This is a genomic window from Chitinophagales bacterium (genome assembly GCA_040877935.1).
Classification (GTDB): domain Bacteria; phylum Bacteroidota; class Bacteroidia; order Chitinophagales; family CAIOSU01; genus JBBDNB01.
The window spans coordinates 25778-43537 of record JBBDNB010000028.1 but is presented as its reverse complement, the minus strand read 5'-3'; the positions used below and the strand labels follow the sequence as shown (position 1 = coordinate 43537).

The window sequence follows — 17760 nt, the reverse complement described above, 5'->3', positions numbered from 1 at the left end:
TTGCCCTGTAGTGTAGAGTAGGAGCCATTCAGTGATAAATTGGACAACATTTTTTAGAAAAGTGTAACCTCTTCAATTGGCTTGCGTAAAAGATGTGTGTAAACAAAAAAACACACAATCATGACAACTAAAATTTCAACAATCATTTTCAGCGCAGTCACAACATTCTGTTTTATGCTGCAACCGCTGATGGCACAAAATCAAAAAGATTTTGATCTTAAATCCCCACAGGGATGGGAAATGGAAAGCACTGTTGCTGAAAAGCAAGGCTTGAAATATGTCTTTGTTCCACAGGGAAAAACATGGGAAAACACAGATGCAATCCTTTTTTCTAATCAGGCTAAACTGAAGTCATACGAAAGTATCTTTGATTATATCGATGATGATATTCTCTTCTATACTGCATCAGTAAATGATCTTCAGGTAAAAAGAGCCAGAGTCATTGAAATTGGAGAAGGACACAATCTTGCAGTGGTAAAACACTTGATTTCAAAAGCAGATGGTGTTTATGAAGCATATGCCTACATACCTGAAGAAGGACATGTAAACTTCATTACACTACGTGCCGACACAGAAGAAGCTTTTAACAGCAACCTTGCTAAATTTGAAGAGTTGGTTACTACCTACCGATTTGAAGAAACTGCAACAGCTCCGGGAATGATGGTTGATAGCGAATAAAATTAATGTACCTAAATATTAAGAGGCCTCTTTTTAGGCCTCTTTTTTTTGATTGTTTTCTTATTTCGGATAAATTTGTCCGAAATAAAAAATATTAGTAACTTTGATTCAAATTTGAGCAATGATTTTTTCAAAAGCATGTGAATACGGGATAAGGGCTACGCTATATATTGCTCAACGTTCTTTGGATGGAGAAAGGGTAAGCCTAAAAAATATTGCAAATGAAATTGATTCACCAGTTGCCTTTACGGCAAAAATACTTCAACTACTGGCAAAAAACAATATTGTAGAATCTTTAAAAGGTCCCACCGGGGGATTTTATATTCAAAGAGAAGACATTGATAAACTCAAGTTGGTACAAATTGTAACTGCCATTGATGGGGATGCTATTTTTAAGGGGTGTGGCCTGGGTTTGAAAGAATGTAATGAATCATATCCATGTCCGGTGCACGATAAATTCAAAGCTATTAGAGATGATCTTCAAGAAATGCTTTCCCAAACAAGTATTTATGAATTGGCAACAGGACTTGAAATTGGTCTAACTTATTTAAAAAGATAAAAAAAAATTCAGAAATAAAAGGATAAAAAGGTATTAATATCGTTTTAAGACTAAATAGAAATTAAGAACGAACAAGCAGAAAAATTTTAAACAGATGAAAAAGCAAATTGAAAACAGGAAGGATATTGAATTTTTGGTAGATGCTTTTTATTCAGAAATAAGAAAGGACGATTTGCTGAAGGATATTTTCAATCAAATCATTCAAGACAAATGGCCGGCACACCTGGAGAAAATGTATCGTTTTTGGGAAACTGTTTTATTAGAAGAGCACAGCTATTTTGGAAGTCCCTTTGTTCCTCATGCCAAATTAAAAGTAGAGCGCAAGCATTTTGAACGATGGTTGCAACTTTTTTCTAAAACCCTGGACGAACATTTTACAGGTGAAAAAGCAATAGAAGCCAAATGGCGGGCAGAGAAAATGGCAGAAATGTTTTTACTAAAAATACAATACTACCAAAACAATCCATCTAAGCCTGTTATTTGAAAGTATATAAAACGCAAATTAAATTATAAATAAAAAACAAAATTATGAAACTGCAAGAAAATAATATCATTGGTGATTTGGTTGCTAATGATTATCGCACAGCAACAATATTCCAGGCCTATGGAGTGGATTTTTGTTGCAATGGAAACCGAAGTATAGCAGATGCCTGCAAAAGCAAAAACATTGATACTTCAAAGCTTATTGGTGATTTAGAGCAAATTGTCCAATTGAAGGAAAGCACATCAATAGATTACAATTCCTGGCCGGCAGATCTGTTGGCTGATTACATTGAAAAAAAACACCACAGATATGTAGAAGCTAAAATTCCTGAAATAAGCGCATACCTTGAAAAAATCTGCAAAGTACATGGTGCCATGCATCCTGAGTTGCATGAAATTGCAGAACAATTTGAGGCTTCAGCAGGAGAACTGGCCATGCACATGAAAAAAGAAGAGCTGATATTGTTTCCTTTTGTCCGCAAGCTCATGAAACACAAACAAAGTGGCACCAACCCGGAAACACCACATTTTGGGAGTGTAGAAAACCCTATTCATATGATGATGGAGGAACACGATATTGAAGGAGAAAGATTCAGGAAAATAGCAGCACTGAGCAATCAATATACGCCCCCTGCTGATGCCTGCAATACTTACAATGTTACATTTGCTTTATTGAAAGAATTTGAGGAAGATTTGCACTTGCACATTCATCTGGAAAACAATATTCTATTTCCCTCTGCTATTGCAATGGAAAAGGAATTAAGCAATTTGTAACGCACAATTATGGAAAAAAGAAACCCAATAAAACGACACAAGTACCTTCAGCCCTTTAGCAGAGAACATCACCACAGTTTACTTTTGTGTTGGAAAATCAGAACCGGTTTTACAAAAGATATTGATGTAAAGCGGATAAAAAAATACGCTGATTGGTTTTTTGAAAATTATATTCGCGAACATTTTGAAATTGAGGAAAAACATATTTTCACTATACTGGGCAATGATCATAAAAATGTGCAAAGGGCAATAGAAGAACACCGGAAATTAGAGACGCTTTTCCAAAGTAAGGATAATTTAAAGGCAAATCTTAGTGAAATTGAAAAACAACTGGATGCCCATATTCGCTTTGAAGAGCGACAACTTTTTAATGAAGTGCAGGAAGCTGCAAGTGAAGCACAGCTGCAATCAATATCAAAATTCCATCAGGAAAAAGCTTTTCAGGAGAATACAGAGGACGAGTTTTGGAGGTAAAACTTTGACGGGAACTGTCTATTGTTAGTGTCTGTCCATAATGTTCGGTTTCTTCAAAGCCCTGTATTGATTGGCCGCCATAGCAAATACCACAAGGGCAATAATGAAAATGATTTTGTTTCCCGCTGATGAAATTCCAAACGGCTCTGCAAGCAAAACAATGATGCTGCCAACAACCCAAAGCATATCCTGTGCGATGATCCACAAAACTGCCAATCTTCTTTGCTTTTTTATTTCGTAAACAATAGTCAATGCAAAGTATATCAACGCAATACCGATTGCCCAAAAGGCCGTACTGTCTTGTATTTCAAAAAGGGACGCTATTTTTTGGTGCAGCGATATCATTAAAATTCCAGATGCGCCAGAAAATAGGGCGTTTGCCAAAAGTGCTTTTTGTAAAGGATTCATAGCTTTTTTTAAGCAAAGATATTTTGATGAAATTATTAACTGTTGATATTTTACGCCAATTTTACTCGATAATCGAGATTTAAACCTGCCTGACTAAGCAGGTGGGTGCTCCGAGGCCTGTCTGCCCTGCCTTTTCCGGCTAGCAGGCGACAAAGGCAGGCTTGCCCCGAAGTAGTTTACTTGTTAAGATGAAAATTTCCGCACCACATATAGCCAACCTGTTCCACTATGCAGCACATTTGGGCTATGAAGATGCTGAATTGAGGCAATTTCTTGAAAATCCCAATCAAGATATTAGGGATGTTTCAGGGAAAATAAACAGCTCGGAATTTGTCAATGCGTTGGGATTATTGTCTGCCAATACAAAATATGCGGGTCTGTATTTTGGCTGTTCTCTAAATTATAAGACATTGGGTTTTGTAACGCAATTACAGCTCAATTCATACAGTTTTGAACAAGCTGTATTTATATTGCAGAATTATCTCCAAAATGCTTTCCCAATTGTTTTTTTGGAAGCAAGTGTCAAGAACAAGAATTATACGGTTTCCCTTAAAAGCAATATTGAGGATGAAAAACTAAGACTTCAGGTCTTGGATATGGTGTTCTGTTTTATTTATAGGGAGTTTAAATTGATTCTATCCACAAAATATTTCCCAAAGTTAATTTTGCCTTATTCTAACTTGAGTGAATACAGGCAAATGCTGAAAATAGATTTGGCCTCGGGTCAGGAGCATCTGTTTGTTTTTGATGCTAAGGTTATGGAGGCAGAGCTCAATCAAGGAAAAATAAAAGCTATAGAAGTTTTACTCCCGAAATTCATGGATTTAATAGGGTTCCATAAATCAGCTTATCCTACTTTTTCGGCAAAGGTCAGGAGCATGATATTGAACATGAGCACTCCAGAACTTCCGGATTTTTCTCAAGTTTCAAAAGCAATGTTGATGAGCGAAAGAACCGTTCAGCGCAAATTAAGCATGGAAGGGCAAAGCTATAGAAAAATCAAAAATGACATAAAAAAAGAGCTTTATCAATACTTGTCTAAAGCCAGGCAAATCAAAGTCAGGGAATTGGCTATGCTGCTGGGCTATTCTGATTCCAGCGCGCTATTACATGCCGTAAAGGAATGGAAAAGGCCTTAACGGTTTTCACTGAAGATATCCAGGGCCTTTTGCAACTGAAGCGTTGCAAGATCAATAAAATTATTGCTGTTCTTTTTATTCAGTGCAAGGGACAATTCAGTACAGGCAATTAAAACCCTTTGCTTTCTATGGTATTTGTAAAGAATTTGTTCAAAAGCAAGCTTAGATTCTCTTGTTGATTCACCGATATATACTTCATTTCTCAGTTTGTCAATTTGTATAACCTCATTTTGTGTAGGTGCCAAAAGCTTTATTCCCTGCTGCTTAAATTTCTCTTTGACATATCTTGATTTCATAGTGTGAACAGAACCCAATACCAGTACTTCCTTTGTGTTTTCACTGCGCAATTTTTCAATGGCAAGTTCATAAGGATGAATGATTTTATGTTTTGGAAGAAAATCTTCTGGCAAGTGATCAACGGTTTGGTGCAGGGTAATGTTGGGAATTAGGATTTTATCTACGCCTAACCGGTTCATTGCTATTAAATGCCGATGTAACTCAGGAACAAGCTTTTCATATTGATTGGGCAAATAGGGGTTGAAAAGATTGAAATTGGCATTGAGCATTTTAAAAGGACAGGTGCTGTCCCCACCGAATTTTTGGTGATAAAGGATATTGAGCTTTTCTATATAAAAAAGCGTAGTGCTGCTACCCATGCCCAATACACCTAATTGCTGCTGCATTTTTCAGGTTTTTACCAGGATATAATCAGCAAAATAGCCTTTTGAATCGGTGAATTTGGCTTTGGTTTCAAAAGAAGTATCGCGTGTGATTTTTTCAATCATCGCATCATTGTACTTGCGCGATATTTCAGTATTTATGCGCTCACCTTTTCTGAAGCTATAGCTTTTACTAATTTGCCCAATATAAACTTTTTGGTCTTTATTGCTTACAAGGTAACTTTTTACAATACCTAATTCTTGTGTATAATCTACTTCGTGGTGGAATGCACTGAGGTCAAAATCACCGTCCAGTTCACGGTTTATTCTTTCCAATATATTCAAGTTGAATGCAGCGGTTATGCCTTTTGCGTCATTATAGGCCGGTACCACAATTTCTGCTGGTTTGATCAAATCCACCCCGAGCAGCAGATGATCTCCGGTACTGAGTTTTTGGCCGATTTGCTTCAAAAACTTTTGGGCATTTTCATCTTTTAAATTCCCGATATTAGATCCCAAAAACAAAACCAACTTGGGATGGTGTGTGTGTTTTATGCCTTCCAATACTTGAAAGTAATCCCCTTGCATGGGTGCTATTTTCAGGTTGGGAAACTCTTTCAGCATCGAATTTTGAAGTATTCCCAGTACATTTTGTGAAATATCAACAGGCATATATTTGAACTTGAAATTTTCCTGCATTAAATAGCGGATAAATTCCTTGGTCTTTTCGCCATCACCTGCCCCTAACTCAATAATTTCAAATGTTGTATCAGGATTTAGGGAAAGCGTTTTGGTTATCTCAACCGCTTGCTTTTGCAGGATTTCAAATTCAGCCCTTGTTAGATAATATTCAGGCATTCGCATTATTTCAACAAATAGCGCATCGCCTTTTTTATCGTAAAAATACTTGGAAGATAGGGTCTTGGATGCTTTGCTCAATCCTTCATCAACATCTTTTATAAAATTTGCCATCATTTATCTTGCTAGTCTAATGCCCGAATATTGCCACTGCAAATGCGGATGAAAAAAATTGCGATAAGTCTTGCGGGAATGTCCCGGAGTTGTTGCCACTGAAGCACCACGCAGAACCATTTGGTTGATCATAAACTTGCCATTGTATTCACCCACTGCTCCCTCGGCAATCTTAAATCCCGGATAGGGCAAATAAGCAGAATTGCACCATTCCCAGCGTTTTCCCCAGCTCAATTGATCGGCTGCCGCTTCCCACTCAAACTCAGTAGGCAAGCGCATTCCCTTCCATCTGGCGAATGCATCGGCTTCGTAAAAAGAGATATGTGCTAAAATTTGCTCTCCTTGAATCTTCCTTAAACCAGATAGGGTAAACTGAAACCACTCATCCTCTATTTTTTTCCAGTAAAGCGGTTGGGAAATATCCTTTTCGATTTTCCATGCCCATCCATCATCCAGCCATAGATTAAAATCTTCATAGCCTCCTGCTTCAATAAAATCCAAATATTCTCCATTTGTCACAAGCTGTCTGGCAATTTGAAAATCCTGCAAATAGACTTTGTGGCTTTTGTGCTCATTGTCATACGAAAATCCATCTCCATCAAAACCTATTTCATACAGTCCCTCCTGCATTTTCAGCCAGCCACTTTCTTTGTTTTTGTCACTTAGAAAATCATTTTTTAAGTCATAAGCCGGGTAAACAGGATTTTGGAAAAAGGTGTATTTCAAATCAGTAAGCAAAAGTTCCTGGTGTTGCTCTTCGTGGTTTAGCCCCAGTACAATCAACTCGCGGCATTTTTCAGAAGGCCTGGATTGGATTAATTCCAGCATTTTTTCATCCACGAACTTTCGGTATTGGTAAATTTCATCTAAGCCCGGTCGCGTTATAAAGCCTCGATTATCACGTGGGTTTTTGTCTCCAATATTGTTGTAATAGCTATTGAACAAATAACTGAAGTCGGGATGAAAAACTTTATGGGTTTTTTTAAAATGCTTCAATACCATTTCTTCAAAAAACCAGGTGGTGTGGGCTAAATTCCATTTTGCAGGACTTACAAAAGTTTCTGGCTGAGGCAGGTAATCTTCCACTTTTAGCGGTTTGCAAAGCAAGACAGACCTTTGTCGGGTTTTTTGATAGTAATTCTCTAAATCCAGCATTATTCCTTAATCTCCACGCCCCTCCAAAAAGCTATTCTTCCCTCGATCTGCTTGGCCATGTCTTTTGGTTGCGGATAGTACCAAGCTGCATCTTTATTGGTTTTACCATCAACATTTAGATTGTAATAACTTGCCTCACCTTTCCACGGGCAAACGGATTTTTGATCCGATTTTTCAAAATATTCACGCTTAATTGCATCAGCAGAAAAATAGTGATTGCCTTCCACAACCACGGTATCATCACTTTCCGCTATTACTTGATTGTTCCAAATTGCTTTCATGTCAGTTTTTTTATTTTATACCCGATCACTATGAATTAAATAATATTTTATCGATACTCGGGATTTTCAAAACTCCAGCGCTCACCATCTTGCCAGTCTTTTATGGCATTTCCATAAGTAGGGTAGCCACCATTTGATTTGAGCATTTTAGCCAGGTGCATAAGATTATAGGTCATAAAGGTGGTGTTTCTGTTGGTAAAATCGCTTTCTGATGAATTTGCTTCTTTGTCGAGATAACTTGGCCCTGGGCCAATCTCGCCTAGCCAGGCACAATCTGCCTGTGGTGGAATGCTGTAGCCAATATGTTGCAGGGAATATAAAATACCCATAGCGCAGTGTTTTGCGCCATCTTCATTTCCGGTAATCACACATCCGCCAGCTTTTCCGTAGTATAGGTATTGGCCTTTGGCATTGCGTTCCCCGCTCATGCTGTAAAGTCTTTCTATCAGTTTTTGGGCTTCAGATGATCTTTCTCCCAGCCAAATAGGAGTTCCAATTACAAGTATATCAGCCTCGAAAACTCTTTTGAATAAATCTGGCCACTCGTCCTTTTCCCAGCCTTGCTCGGTCATATCCGGATAAACACCTGATGCTACATCATGGTCAACCAAACGGATATAATCTACTGAAACACCTTCTTTTTCCATGATATTGATGGATAAATCCATCAAACCTTTGGTGTGGCTTTGTTTGGGTGATTTTTTTAATGTGCAGTTTACAAATGCAGCTTTGAGTCCTGAAAATTCTTGTTTACTCATTTTTTTCTTTATTAGTCGTATAATATAAACAAAACTGACAAGCCAATTGAAAATAATAATTGTTGATACAACTGCCCTAATTTACAATAGCTCGGTACATTCGTGTGTGATTTTTATCAACAACAATTTTCACCTTGCTGAACTGGCGGGCATTTCGCACTTCCAAAACTACAATACACGCAACAATCACCTTGCTTTGGTTTTAATATTGTCTTGCAATTTTCACATTCGTAAAAATACTGGCAGGCATCAGTTGGCATTGTTTCTTCTTTTTGATGTCCGCATATTGGGCAGGTGATTGTGGATCGTAACTCAGTTGTCATTTCAGCCTGTATTTGCTCGTGAATTTTTTAGCTGTTTTTGATGCTACAATTTCTCAAGTGCAGAAACAATAGAAGCAACCGATGCCCTTTCTTTATAATTCCTATCGAAATGTCGCCAAACGACTTCTCCCTGTTGATTGATAACAAAAGTAGCCGGAACTGGCAAGCGCTGTGATTCATCTGAATGGGCTTCAGTAAGATTTGCGCCCAAGCGCTTGTTATAAACCGATGTGGTTTTCTCTTCGGGACGGAAAAGGACATCAAACATTTTTGAGATTTTGTAATCCTTGTCATAAAGCAAGGTAAAAGTGGCATTGCTTTTTTCCTGGGTCTTTTTCAGATATTCTTGTTTTTCAGGGGAAATTGCTATTACTTCTGCGCCCATTTCATTGATGAAAGACAGGCTATCCTGTAAATTACTAAGGTGGCGGCTACAAATTGGGCACCATTGGCCTCGGTAGAAAATTACAACTACGGGCTTTTCTTCTAATGTTTCCTTGAGCCTAAATATTTCTCCATTTTGATCTGTGGCTTCAAAATCCGAAACGCTTGCACCAACCTGAATGCCATTGGTTTCTTCTACAGTTTTATATTTTTCCTGCGCCTGGGATATTGAATTAGTGAAAATAAGGAGTATCAATAAGAGGTTGGTAAGCGTTTTCATGGTATGGGTTTGTGAAGTTTGGGTGTAAATTAAGTTTTTCTTCTTAATCAAAAAAAGGACAGCGGCTATAAAAAAGCCACTATCCTGTTTTTTCATCAATCTTTGGCATTAAACTGTAATAATTTGGTATCCATCATTTACAAGGTTGCGAACACTCGGGTGTCCCTTATAATCTTCAAGGAATGAGACACCTGATTTTTTCACATCATCTTCAGCTTTAAAAGCCTTTGAACAGAAAGCGCAAGCTCCCAGAATATTTGGTTTTACCTTTTTGAAAATCGGGTGAATTGGGTGGTCTTCATCCGCCAATTTGCCCGGTCAGGTTACGCCTGCTCCATCGAATATCAATGTTGCTTCATCTCCTGCTTCAGTAAATTCGTTCACGATTTCCATTGCATTTGTTACCCTACCCATATCTGCATGGGATTCAGAATCTGCAAATACAATTACGGCTACTTTAGTCATAACTTTTAATTTTTGGCCTAATAGTCAAAAGGTTTATGAACTTGCGTTCACCTGTTTAAAAAAGAGCGCCACCACGATCGCAAAGATCACGTGGCCGACAATGCTACCAACAATCATCAACATCATGTTTCCCTGTGGGGCGGGCATAGAAGAAAACATTGCTCCCATAACTTGCATCATGATCTGCGCAAAGACAAAAATAATCACCCCGTAAATGGCGCCTTTGGCGACCTTGCTCTTGATCTTTTGAACCTTTGGCAAGAACAGGTATCCATAAGCCAGGGCAAAAATAATCCCGATAATGAAGTGCATGATCCATCCCATAGCAACTGAGAAACCCATAGTGGTAGCCAGCATTACAGGCGGATTCATTTTTGGCATTCCCATTTTAGCGGCAAGAAACATAATTACCGTCATTACAATTGTGCCTACAATACCTCCTACAATAGAACTTGTCAATTTATTATTCATCGCTTAAAATTTTTATTTAGATTAGATTTTATGAAATTAGACAGTAATTATTTGATAACCCTCTTTCACTAAATTTCTCACGCTGGGGTGACCCTGATAATCCTCTAAAAACGGAATTCCCGATTTTTCAACTCCCTCTTCCGCTTTAAAAGCTTTTGAGCAGAACTTGCAAGCTCCCAGGATATGGGGCTTTATTTTATCAAATGACTTGTGCAAGGGATGATCTTCATCGGCTAGTTTTCCGGGCCAGGTCACTCCGGCACCGTCAAACAAGAGCTTGGCATCGTCTCCGTTTTCTGCAAACTCCGAAACTATTTCCATGGCATTGGCAATGCGTCCCATGTCTGCATGTGATTCTGAATCTGCAAATACAATAAGTGCTACTTTACTCATAATTCTGTTTTTTTAAAGTTTTCAAAAGATGAGTCGTATGATACTTCAAAACCTGACAGAATAAGTCAAAGTTTTAGAAAGTGGGCATTAGAAACACCACCGCTCTGATAGTTCATCTGATTGTTTTATGCGATAACTTTTTTGGGAATATGATCTGGCAAACGGGTCAAGAGTTCATAGTTCATACTGTTATTCATGTCGCTGAAAGAATCTACAGTTATGGCCTCCTCTCCCTGTTTGCCGATAAGTACCACTTCATCACCTACTTCCACAGTATCCAAATCGGTAACATCCACCACTACCATATTCATGTTCACTTTACCCACTACAGGCACAAGCTTTCCGTGAATCAAAACATGCCCCTTGTTGCTAAGTGTACGACTGAAACCATAACCGTAACCGACAGGAATAGTAACTATTGTGGTGGGGCGATTGGTTAGATATGACTTTCCATAACTTACATATTCATTTTCGGCCACATGTTTTACACTTAATACAACACTCTTCCAGTTCAAGACCCTTTCAAGCGGATCTTCTTCACCTTCCTTTTCTCTCAAATGAAGCAGCTTCGTTTCGGTACTTGGCCAGAAACCGTAGCTCGAAATGCCAATCCTCATAAGATCCATGGCGGTATCAGGAAAATTAAACAGCGCAGCAGAACAGGCAGCATGCCGATACTCCGGATAGATATTTTGCTCATTAATCCATGAACACGCTTCATTAAAGTTTTGAATCTGCTTTTCTACACGGTCAAAACTGGCCATTTCCTCGGCCCCGGCAAAATGCGTGCAGACTCCCTTGACCTCAAAGTAATCTTCGTTATCCTTAATAATCTGCACAGCTTCCTTTAGCTCTTCAGTATCAAATCCAGTACGATGCATACCAGTTTCCACTTCAATGTGAATTCCAGCAGGTTTCCTCATTTTTTTTGCTACTTGACAAGCTGCACGAAGTCGTTCAATTGTGAAAACGAAAAATGAAACTTCATGCTCTATCGCCCAACTTATCTCATCGGTATCAACCCACCCTAAAATCATTAGGTCGCAGTCTTTATTTTTAATCTTATGTGCCCGCTTGGCTTCTGCCACGCTGAATACAGAAAAGTGATCTACCCCACACTCCTCTATTAATGGTAAAATATCCTCTATTCCATGGCCATAAGCATTGGCCTTGATCACCATTGAATAACGCGTATCCTTTTTTGCAAGGCTTTTGAGATAGCGAATATTGTTATTTAAAGCCTTTTTGCTTAGCTCTATATATGAAGTATGTAGCATAATTATTCATTCGTTTAATCCCCAAGAATTTGATCAATAATCTCCCTAAACATCACCACTCCAGTTTCAATTATATCATCCGGGAAATCAAAGTCATTGTTGTGAAGCTGTGGTTGATTTTTTCCGGAACCTAAGCCAAAAAGTGCCCCATTGTAGTGGCTGGTGAACAATCCAAAATCCTCTGACCAGGGAAAAGGGTGATCGACCACACGGGTTTTTATATCCCTGTCTTCAGCCACAGCTTTAATGAACTGCATGCAATTTTTATTATTTTTTACTGCTTCGAATTCTTCCGTCCAGGATATTTCGGCTTCCAAGTCATGTACATCGGCAATTTTATGAATCACTTCCTGTGCTTTATCGGCAATATTTTTCATATCATCGTCCTCATGAGTTCTGAGAGTCGCCATCACTTCGCCCTCGCCCGGTGAAGTTCCAAAAGAGGGACTCCCTACCCTTATATAAATAGGGGTGATCAGAGAGGCTTTGTGAAATAAAGTATGCATTTGCGGAATTTCAAATAAATGTTGGGTGATTTTAGAAGCTGCAAGAGAAGGGTTTCTTCCATCTTCAGGATGGCTGGCATGAGAAGGGGTGCCTTTAAGCTTTACTATCAATCCTCGAGATGCAGAGGCGAAAATATTATCTTTAATTATAATTTGGTTTTTTTCAAAACCCGGAAGATTGTGCAAGGCATATATAAAATCGGGCTCCAATGCTTTAAATTTCTCATCTTTGAGAATTTTTCTGGCCCCCTCACCAATTTCTTCTGCCTGTTGGAAAAGCAATATCACTCGTCCTGAGGAAGGACGATTCTTGGATAGTAGCGTTGCCAAACCACATACGATAGTCATATGACCATCATGCCCACATTTATGGCTAACACCTTCGTTCACTGACCGATACTCCATGTCGTTGACTTCTTCAATCGGAAGAGCGTCCAATTCACAACGGATCATAACCGTAGGACCTTTTTTCTCCCCATTAAAAATAGCTGCAATACCATATTCGCCTATTTCATTGATGAGATCATCAGGTTCCGTTGTTTTTAGAAATTCTGTGATTCTCTTAGCCGTATGTTTTTCTTTATTTGATACTTCAGGATGCTTATGAAGCTCATGACGCAAGCTGATGAGCTTTTCCATATTGAGAGATGTGTCTTTCATAAAGTGAGTTTAATGATGTGAAAAAAAATTCTTAAATAGAAAAACCTAATTTTTACTTAAAAAAGGAAATCGTTAAAAGTTGCTAACACTCCTTCAAATTGGACATAGTGAACTTCCATTCAAGACTCTTTATCAAAGTAGGCTTGCACCTCACTCTTTATATTTTCCCATTGAGCTTTATTTCCTTTTGCCGCTTCAAGAAGTTCCTTCATTTTTGATAAACCAAAATTCTTAGCCTGACTAAAACTTATATGAGAGGGCAATGATAATTCCCCGCTTGAAACATGAGCGTTTAGTATAAAAGGCTTTTTTGATTTTTGAGCCTTTTTTATAGCTGGAATAATTCCATCATTTTGGGTTACATTCAACCCATCGCCTCCCACTAATTTTGCATAGGCTGCGAAATCAAAATTCTTTACCTCAATGGCATCAAAATTAGGTGCAAAACCGGCTTCCTCCATCTCTATTTTCACAAAACCAAGCTCCGAATTATTAAGCACAATAATCTTAATGGGCAATTCATATTCTACAGCTGTTGAAAAATCCTGAAGTGACATATTAAAAGCTCCATCCCCCACCAAAGCCCAAACTTCCCGGTCAGGAAATTGCATTTGAGCTCCAATAGCAGCTGGTAGCCCTACAGCCATGGAGCCATGATTAAAGGAGCCAATAATTCTTCTCTGCGAGTGGAAATTCATAAAGTTACTCGACCAGATAGCGGATGTACCTGTATCAATGACAAATATTGCATCATCGGCAGCAATATCGCTTATTTGCCTGGCCACCACCTGCGGATGCATGATTTTGAAGTCCTTTTCTCCGTCAGAGGTTTTGCAGTTATGATCGAGCCAATTTTTAAACTCTTTATTTAATTTTTTAACCCATTCAGAATTCTTCTTGATCTCGCAGTTTTGACTAACATAATTTACAAAATGCTTGATATCAGCATGCAAGCCAAGCGTAACAGAGGTACGGTTACCAATATTTTCTGGACGTATGTCTACCTGAATGGTTTTGGTGTTGTCAGGCAGGAATGAGGTATAAGGAAAATCAGTACCCAGCATGATTAACAAATCACATTTCATCACTGCCTCATAGCCTGACGGATTGCCGATAAGTCCTGTAAGTCCTACTACATTTTCGCTGTTATGATCAAAAATATCGGATGCTCGTACGGTGTGCGTAATAGGGGCATTTATTTTCTTTGCAAACGCCAGCACTTCTTGCCGGGAAGAACGGCAACCGGCTCCTGCCAAAATCCCTACTTTATCGGCCTGATTAATTAATCTCACAGCTTTTTCTAAGTTTTCCTGATTTGGCATCACTGTAGAATGAGATCGAAATACAGTATGAACAAAATCCTCATTTGCTGAAGGCATTTCCGCTATATCAGCAGGTAATTCAATCCTGCATACACACTTACGATTAATAGCAATACGCAAGGCTCTCAATATAACCCGTGGAGCTTCTTCAGGTGAGCGAATAATTGCCTGGTATTCACATATATCGTCAAACACTTTGGTCAAATCTACTTCCTGATGATAGTTTGTGCCAATGTGTTCTACAGGTACTTGCCCGGTAATAGCTAAAACAGGTGAACGCTCTTTTTTGGCATTATATAATCCATTTACGAGGTGCAATGCTCCCGGGCCAACCGTGCTGGCACATACACCGATATTATCATTTAGTTCACCTTGCGCAAATGCGGCAAAAGAAGCATTTCCTTCATGTTTCGTTTTTACCCATTTCACCTCACTTTGCTTGGCCATAGCAGAAATAAGAGGGTTGAGAGCGTCACCTGCTACTCCAAAAATATGCTTTACGCCTTCATTGGTTAATATTTGCAATAATTGATCAGATACATTTGTACTCACAGCTTTTGTTTTAATGTTTGAAATCCAAAAAATAATCTGTAGCTAAAAGAACCTACCGATACAGCACCTGAGTCAAGCGATAGTTTTTCTTGAACAAAAAGTCTGTGGTGCATACGGCTTAGGCAGTGATAATCTGGTAGCCATCTTTCACCAGATTTCTTACACTTGGGTGGCCATTATAATCCTGTAAAAAAGGAATTCCTGATTTTTCTACCCCGTCCTTGGCATTAAATGCCTTGGAACAGAAGTGGCAGGCACCAAGTATATGAGGTCTTATCTTCTGAAATGACTGGTTAAGGGGATGGTCTTCGTCAGCAAGTTTCCCGGGCCAGGTCACTCCGGCTCCGTCAAATAGGAGTTTTGCCTCGTCTCCGTTTTCGGCAAATTCAGAAACTATTTCCATTGCGTTGGAAATACGTCCCATGTCTGCATGTGATTCTGAATCTGCAAATACAATTACTGCTACTTTACTCATAATCACTATTGTTTTTTAGTTTTAACATTTGTGCAAAATGCGTTTAAAAAGACGAAATGAATACTAAACCTGACAGATAAAATGAAGAAAATCTGAATAAGGGATGCTGAATTCAAAAAACAAGGATTTTCATTATTTCCATTTTTCAATTTGCTTAAGCGCATCCTCCACCTGCTGTACTGGTAATTTGCAAACTTTATTTTTACAGACATAGATTATAGTTTCATCCTTTACCAATTTATTTTTGAGCAATGACAGATTTTCCTCAGCACCGCCCATAAATATTGCAGTTGGCAAATAATGGCTTTGCATGGCCAAATTTTTATTTTGGGCTGCATCCCCCATAATCGCTATTTCGTAGGGTTCGTAGGCCATCAGCCCCAAAAGTGATGCCCAGTTGGCATAATAAGGCCCTGCCTCTGGAATATCATCCACCACATGATTGAGCATAGTTTTGCTCATTTGAATATAGGGTTTGTGGTAGTAATATTCACCCATTTTATAAAGTACGTGGGCCATTAAGGAGTTCGAGGCAGGAATAACATTATCGGTAATTTCCATTTTACGGGCAATCAACTTTTCAGATTGATCAGAGGTATAGTAAAACATACCGCTTTTTGGATCTTGAAAATGCGCAATGCTGTAATCAGTAAGCTTTTTAGCCAAATCCAGCCAGTGCTTATCAAAAGTAGCTTGATAAAGATGGATATAAGCATCAGCCAGCAATGCATAATCGTCCAAAAAAGCTTCAATTCCTGCTTCACCGTCCCAGCCTTTCCGGCTGGCAGGATTATAATTTCTCCACAATCTTCCATTTTTACGCATCATATTAGCCTCCAGAAAATGGGCGTTTTTCAGTGCTGTTTTCAAATAAGCCTCATCTCCCAAAGCCAGATAAGCATCTACGTAGCCTTTTAACATCAAGGCATTCCAGCTTGTGAGCACTTTATCATCAGTGGAGGGGCGTTCCCTTTTGCTCCGCGCTTTTAAAAGCTTCTTTTTGGCAGATTTGAGCATTTTATCCCATTCTTGCAAGCTCATATCATTGTTTTCTGCAAATTCCATTTTTTCACTTTCCCTGTACAAAATATTATTGCCGTGCTCCCAGTTGCCTCTGTTTTTTACCCCGTAATAATCCTTAACAAGTTCAGCAGTTTTCCCATCCAGTACCTGGTCAATCTCTGAACTGGTCCAAACGTAAAACTTACCTTCTTCGCCTTCGCTATCGGCATTGAGCGATGAATAAAAGCCGCCCTGTGAACTGGTCATTTCCCTCTTTATGAATTCAAGTGTCTCGCGAATCACTTCTGCATAGGTTTCATCTTTCGTCAACTTGTAAGCATGGGCATAAAGACTTATGAGCTGCCCATTATCATAAAGCATTTTTTCGAAATGTGGCGCAAACCAATCAGCATCGGTGGAATAACGGGCAAAACCACCTCCTATCTGGTCGTAAATTCCTCCTTTTGCCATTTCATCCAGTGTTGTAACAACGGCTTCCAGTGCCTTATCTTTTCCCGTGAGATAATGGTATTGCAACAAAAACTCCCAACCGGTGGGTAATGGAAATTTCGGGGCTTTGTCATATCCACCTTTTTTGAAATCAATTCTCGAAAGCCAATTTTGGAAGAGTGTTTTGTAAGAATTTTTGAGAAACTCCGCAGTACTATCCCCGGCTACCGTGATTATTTCTTGGCTTTGAATACCCTTTGTGAGTTGTATTGCCTGTTGCTGGACTTTTTCATAGTCATTGCGATAGACATCATTCATTTGATTCAAAACCTTTATCCACTGGTCTTTAGAGAAATAGGTTCCTGCATAATATGGTTGTCCATTGGGCAGGGCAAAAGCATTGAGCGGCCAGCCGCCTCTTCCCGAGAGTAATTGCACGGCATTCATATAAATCTGATCGATATCGGGCCGTTCTTCGCGATCAATCTTAATGGGCACAAAATGCTCATTCATGATTTTAGCTACTGTGCTGTCCATAAAAGATTCATGTTCCATCACATGACACCAATGGCAGGCTGCATAGCCAATGCTGATCAGCAAGGGCTTGTTTTCTTTCTTGGCTTTTTCCAACGCTTCGGCCCCCCATTCATGCCAATTTACCGGATTATCGGCATGTTGCCTGAGATATGGACTTTTGGCATCAGCCAGGTCATTGAGTTCAGAATTCTGATCCTTACTGTTTTTCGAGTATTCATTCGTTTCACCGTTTTGCCCACATCCCGTGAGTATTACGAATTGAAAAAGAAGAACTGATAAAATATATTTACTATTCAACATCATTTTTTTTATTTAAAATTCAT

At 38.9% G+C, this 17760-nt stretch carries 22 protein-coding genes; 6 read left to right on the top strand and 16 right to left on the bottom strand.

The genetic code is table 11. The features are described 5' to 3' along the window. Positions 1-120: 120 nt before the first annotated feature. The 5 genes from WD048_07475 (at position 121) to WD048_07455 (ending at position 2968) form a co-directional block, all read left to right on the top strand. A complete protein-coding gene (locus tag WD048_07475; GenBank protein ID MEX0812042.1) occupies positions 121-678 on the top strand; it encodes a hypothetical protein in 558 nt (185 codons plus the stop codon). A gap of 121 nt (positions 679-799) precedes the next feature. Next, positions 800-1237 (top strand): Rrf2 family transcriptional regulator, encoded by a 438-nt coding sequence (locus WD048_07470; protein ID MEX0812041.1) that lies wholly within the window; start codon positions 800-802, stop codon positions 1235-1237. Between the two features lie 94 nt (positions 1238-1331). Further along, positions 1332-1721 (top strand): group III truncated hemoglobin, encoded by a 390-nt coding sequence (locus WD048_07465; protein ID MEX0812040.1) that lies wholly within the window; start codon positions 1332-1334, stop codon positions 1719-1721. Positions 1722-1765: 44 nt separating this feature from the next. Beyond that, positions 1766-2494: an iron-sulfur cluster repair di-iron protein gene (gene ric, locus WD048_07460; GenBank protein ID MEX0812039.1), complete on the top strand. Its 729-nt coding sequence runs from the start codon at positions 1766-1768 to the stop codon at positions 2492-2494. Between the two features lie 9 nt (positions 2495-2503). Then, positions 2504-2968: a hypothetical protein gene (locus WD048_07455; protein MEX0812038.1), complete on the top strand. Its 465-nt coding sequence runs from the start codon at positions 2504-2506 to the stop codon at positions 2966-2968. A gap of 24 nt (positions 2969-2992) precedes the next feature. Here WD048_07455 and WD048_07450 read toward each other — a convergent pair whose 3' ends face one another. Next, on the bottom strand, positions 2993-3376 hold the full coding sequence (locus tag WD048_07450; protein ID MEX0812037.1) for a hypothetical protein: 384 nt from the start codon (positions 3374-3376) through the stop codon (positions 2993-2995). A 188-nt stretch (positions 3377-3564) separates the two neighbouring features. Here WD048_07450 and WD048_07445 point away from each other — a divergent pair, with 188 nt between their 5' ends. Continuing rightward, positions 3565-4515: a hypothetical protein gene (locus WD048_07445; protein ID MEX0812036.1), complete on the top strand. Its 951-nt coding sequence runs from the start codon at positions 3565-3567 to the stop codon at positions 4513-4515. On the opposite strand, the gene WD048_07440 is transcribed toward WD048_07445, so the two are convergent. The 15 genes from WD048_07440 to WD048_07370 form a co-directional block, all read right to left on the bottom strand. Then, the gene (locus WD048_07440; protein ID MEX0812035.1) at positions 4512-5198 is read right to left on the bottom strand and encodes an aspartate/glutamate racemase family protein; all 687 of its coding nucleotides are present in this window, start codon (positions 5196-5198) and stop codon (positions 4512-4514) included. The genes WD048_07445 and WD048_07440 overlap by 4 nt on opposite strands. 3 nt (positions 5199-5201) lie before the next feature. Beyond that, on the bottom strand, positions 5202-6146 hold the full coding sequence (egtD, locus tag WD048_07435) for an L-histidine N(alpha)-methyltransferase (GenBank protein ID MEX0812034.1): 945 nt from the start codon (positions 6144-6146) through the stop codon (positions 5202-5204). Between the two features lie 3 nt (positions 6147-6149). Further along, positions 6150-7301 carry an ergothioneine biosynthesis protein EgtB gene (gene egtB, locus WD048_07430; protein ID MEX0812033.1) on the bottom strand — a complete coding sequence of 384 codons (1152 nt, stop codon included), beginning with the start codon at positions 7299-7301 and terminating at the stop codon, positions 6150-6152. After that, positions 7301-7582 carry a DUF427 domain-containing protein gene (locus WD048_07425; protein MEX0812032.1) on the bottom strand — a complete coding sequence of 94 codons (282 nt, stop codon included), beginning with the start codon at positions 7580-7582 and terminating at the stop codon, positions 7301-7303. The genes egtB and WD048_07425 overlap by 1 nt, the downstream gene beginning before the upstream one ends. 47 nt (positions 7583-7629) lie before the next feature. Then, positions 7630-8340, bottom strand: coding sequence for an NAD(P)H-dependent oxidoreductase (locus tag WD048_07420; protein ID MEX0812031.1), 711 nt, complete (start codon positions 8338-8340; stop codon positions 7630-7632). 116 nt (positions 8341-8456) lie between these two features. After that, complete coding sequence (locus tag WD048_07415) at positions 8457-8663, bottom strand: GDCCVxC domain-containing (seleno)protein (protein ID MEX0812030.1); 207 nt, start codon at positions 8661-8663, stop codon at positions 8457-8459. A gap of 43 nt (positions 8664-8706) precedes the next feature. Next, a complete protein-coding gene (locus WD048_07410) occupies positions 8707-9327 on the bottom strand; it encodes a peroxiredoxin-like family protein (protein ID MEX0812029.1) in 621 nt (206 codons plus the stop codon). A 318-nt stretch (positions 9328-9645) separates the two neighbouring features. Continuing rightward, positions 9646-9792, bottom strand: coding sequence for a hypothetical protein (locus WD048_07405; protein MEX0812028.1), 147 nt, complete (start codon positions 9790-9792; stop codon positions 9646-9648). A gap of 33 nt (positions 9793-9825) precedes the next feature. Next, entirely contained in the window at positions 9826-10263 is a 438-nt protein-coding gene (locus WD048_07400; GenBank protein ID MEX0812027.1) for a DUF6789 family protein, read from the bottom strand. A gap of 36 nt (positions 10264-10299) precedes the next feature. After that, complete coding sequence (locus WD048_07395; GenBank protein MEX0812026.1) at positions 10300-10656, bottom strand: hypothetical protein; 357 nt, start codon at positions 10654-10656, stop codon at positions 10300-10302. Between the two features lie 125 nt (positions 10657-10781). Further along, positions 10782-11933 (bottom strand): alanine racemase, encoded by a 1152-nt coding sequence (gene alr, locus WD048_07390; GenBank protein MEX0812025.1) that lies wholly within the window; start codon positions 11931-11933, stop codon positions 10782-10784. A 14-nt stretch (positions 11934-11947) separates the two neighbouring features. Continuing rightward, complete coding sequence (locus WD048_07385) at positions 11948-13099, bottom strand: amidohydrolase (GenBank protein ID MEX0812024.1); 1152 nt, start codon at positions 13097-13099, stop codon at positions 11948-11950. Positions 13100-13218: 119 nt separating this feature from the next. Further along, on the bottom strand, positions 13219-14973 hold the full coding sequence (locus tag WD048_07380) for a thiamine pyrophosphate-dependent enzyme (GenBank protein MEX0812023.1): 1755 nt from the start codon (positions 14971-14973) through the stop codon (positions 13219-13221). Between the two features lie 118 nt (positions 14974-15091). Continuing rightward, the gene (locus WD048_07375) at positions 15092-15448 is read right to left on the bottom strand and encodes a hypothetical protein (GenBank protein ID MEX0812022.1); all 357 of its coding nucleotides are present in this window, start codon (positions 15446-15448) and stop codon (positions 15092-15094) included. 132 nt (positions 15449-15580) lie between these two features. Next, positions 15581-17740, bottom strand: a complete 2160-nt coding sequence (locus tag WD048_07370) for a thioredoxin domain-containing protein (protein MEX0812021.1) — start codon at positions 17738-17740, stop codon at positions 15581-15583. Positions 17741-17760 lie beyond the last annotated feature (20 nt).

Coding starts and splice junctions, on each gene's coding strand:
- WD048_07440 (MEX0812035.1), bottom strand. CDS start 5,198: ATGCAGCAGCAATTAGGTGTATTGGGCATGGGTAGCAGCACTACGCTT.
- WD048_07445 (MEX0812036.1), top strand. CDS start 3,565: ATGAAAATTTCCGCACCACATATAGCCAACCTGTTCCACTATGCAGCA.
- WD048_07475 (MEX0812042.1), top strand. CDS start 121: ATGACAACTAAAATTTCAACAATCATTTTCAGCGCAGTCACAACATTC.
- WD048_07385 (MEX0812024.1), bottom strand. CDS start 13,099: ATGAAAGACACATCTCTCAATATGGAAAAGCTCATCAGCTTGCGTCAT.
- WD048_07410 (MEX0812029.1), bottom strand. CDS start 9,327: ATGAAAACGCTTACCAACCTCTTATTGATACTCCTTATTTTCACTAAT.
- WD048_07425 (MEX0812032.1), bottom strand. CDS start 7,582: ATGAAAGCAATTTGGAACAATCAAGTAATAGCGGAAAGTGATGATACC.
- WD048_07455 (MEX0812038.1), top strand. CDS start 2,504: ATGGAAAAAAGAAACCCAATAAAACGACACAAGTACCTTCAGCCCTTT.
- WD048_07415 (MEX0812030.1), bottom strand. CDS start 8,663: ATGACAACTGAGTTACGATCCACAATCACCTGCCCAATATGCGGACAT.
- WD048_07405 (MEX0812028.1), bottom strand. CDS start 9,792: ATGACTAAAGTAGCCGTAATTGTATTTGCAGATTCTGAATCCCATGCA.
- alr (MEX0812025.1), bottom strand. CDS start 11,933: ATGCTACATACTTCATATATAGAGCTAAGCAAAAAGGCTTTAAATAAC.
- WD048_07370 (MEX0812021.1), bottom strand. CDS start 17,740: ATGATGTTGAATAGTAAATATATTTTATCAGTTCTTCTTTTTCAATTC.
- WD048_07375 (MEX0812022.1), bottom strand. CDS start 15,448: ATGAGTAAAGTAGCAGTAATTGTATTTGCAGATTCAGAATCACATGCA.
- ric (MEX0812039.1), top strand. CDS start 1,766: ATGAAACTGCAAGAAAATAATATCATTGGTGATTTGGTTGCTAATGAT.
- WD048_07395 (MEX0812026.1), bottom strand. CDS start 10,656: ATGAGTAAAGTAGCACTTATTGTATTTGCAGATTCAGAATCACATGCA.
- WD048_07450 (MEX0812037.1), bottom strand. CDS start 3,376: ATGAATCCTTTACAAAAAGCACTTTTGGCAAACGCCCTATTTTCTGGC.
- egtD (MEX0812034.1), bottom strand. CDS start 6,146: ATGGCAAATTTTATAAAAGATGTTGATGAAGGATTGAGCAAAGCATCC.
- WD048_07400 (MEX0812027.1), bottom strand. CDS start 10,263: ATGAATAATAAATTGACAAGTTCTATTGTAGGAGGTATTGTAGGCACA.
- WD048_07470 (MEX0812041.1), top strand. CDS start 800: ATGATTTTTTCAAAAGCATGTGAATACGGGATAAGGGCTACGCTATAT.
- WD048_07420 (MEX0812031.1), bottom strand. CDS start 8,340: ATGAGTAAACAAGAATTTTCAGGACTCAAAGCTGCATTTGTAAACTGC.
- WD048_07465 (MEX0812040.1), top strand. CDS start 1,332: ATGAAAAAGCAAATTGAAAACAGGAAGGATATTGAATTTTTGGTAGAT.
- egtB (MEX0812033.1), bottom strand. CDS start 7,301: ATGCTGGATTTAGAGAATTACTATCAAAAAACCCGACAAAGGTCTGTC.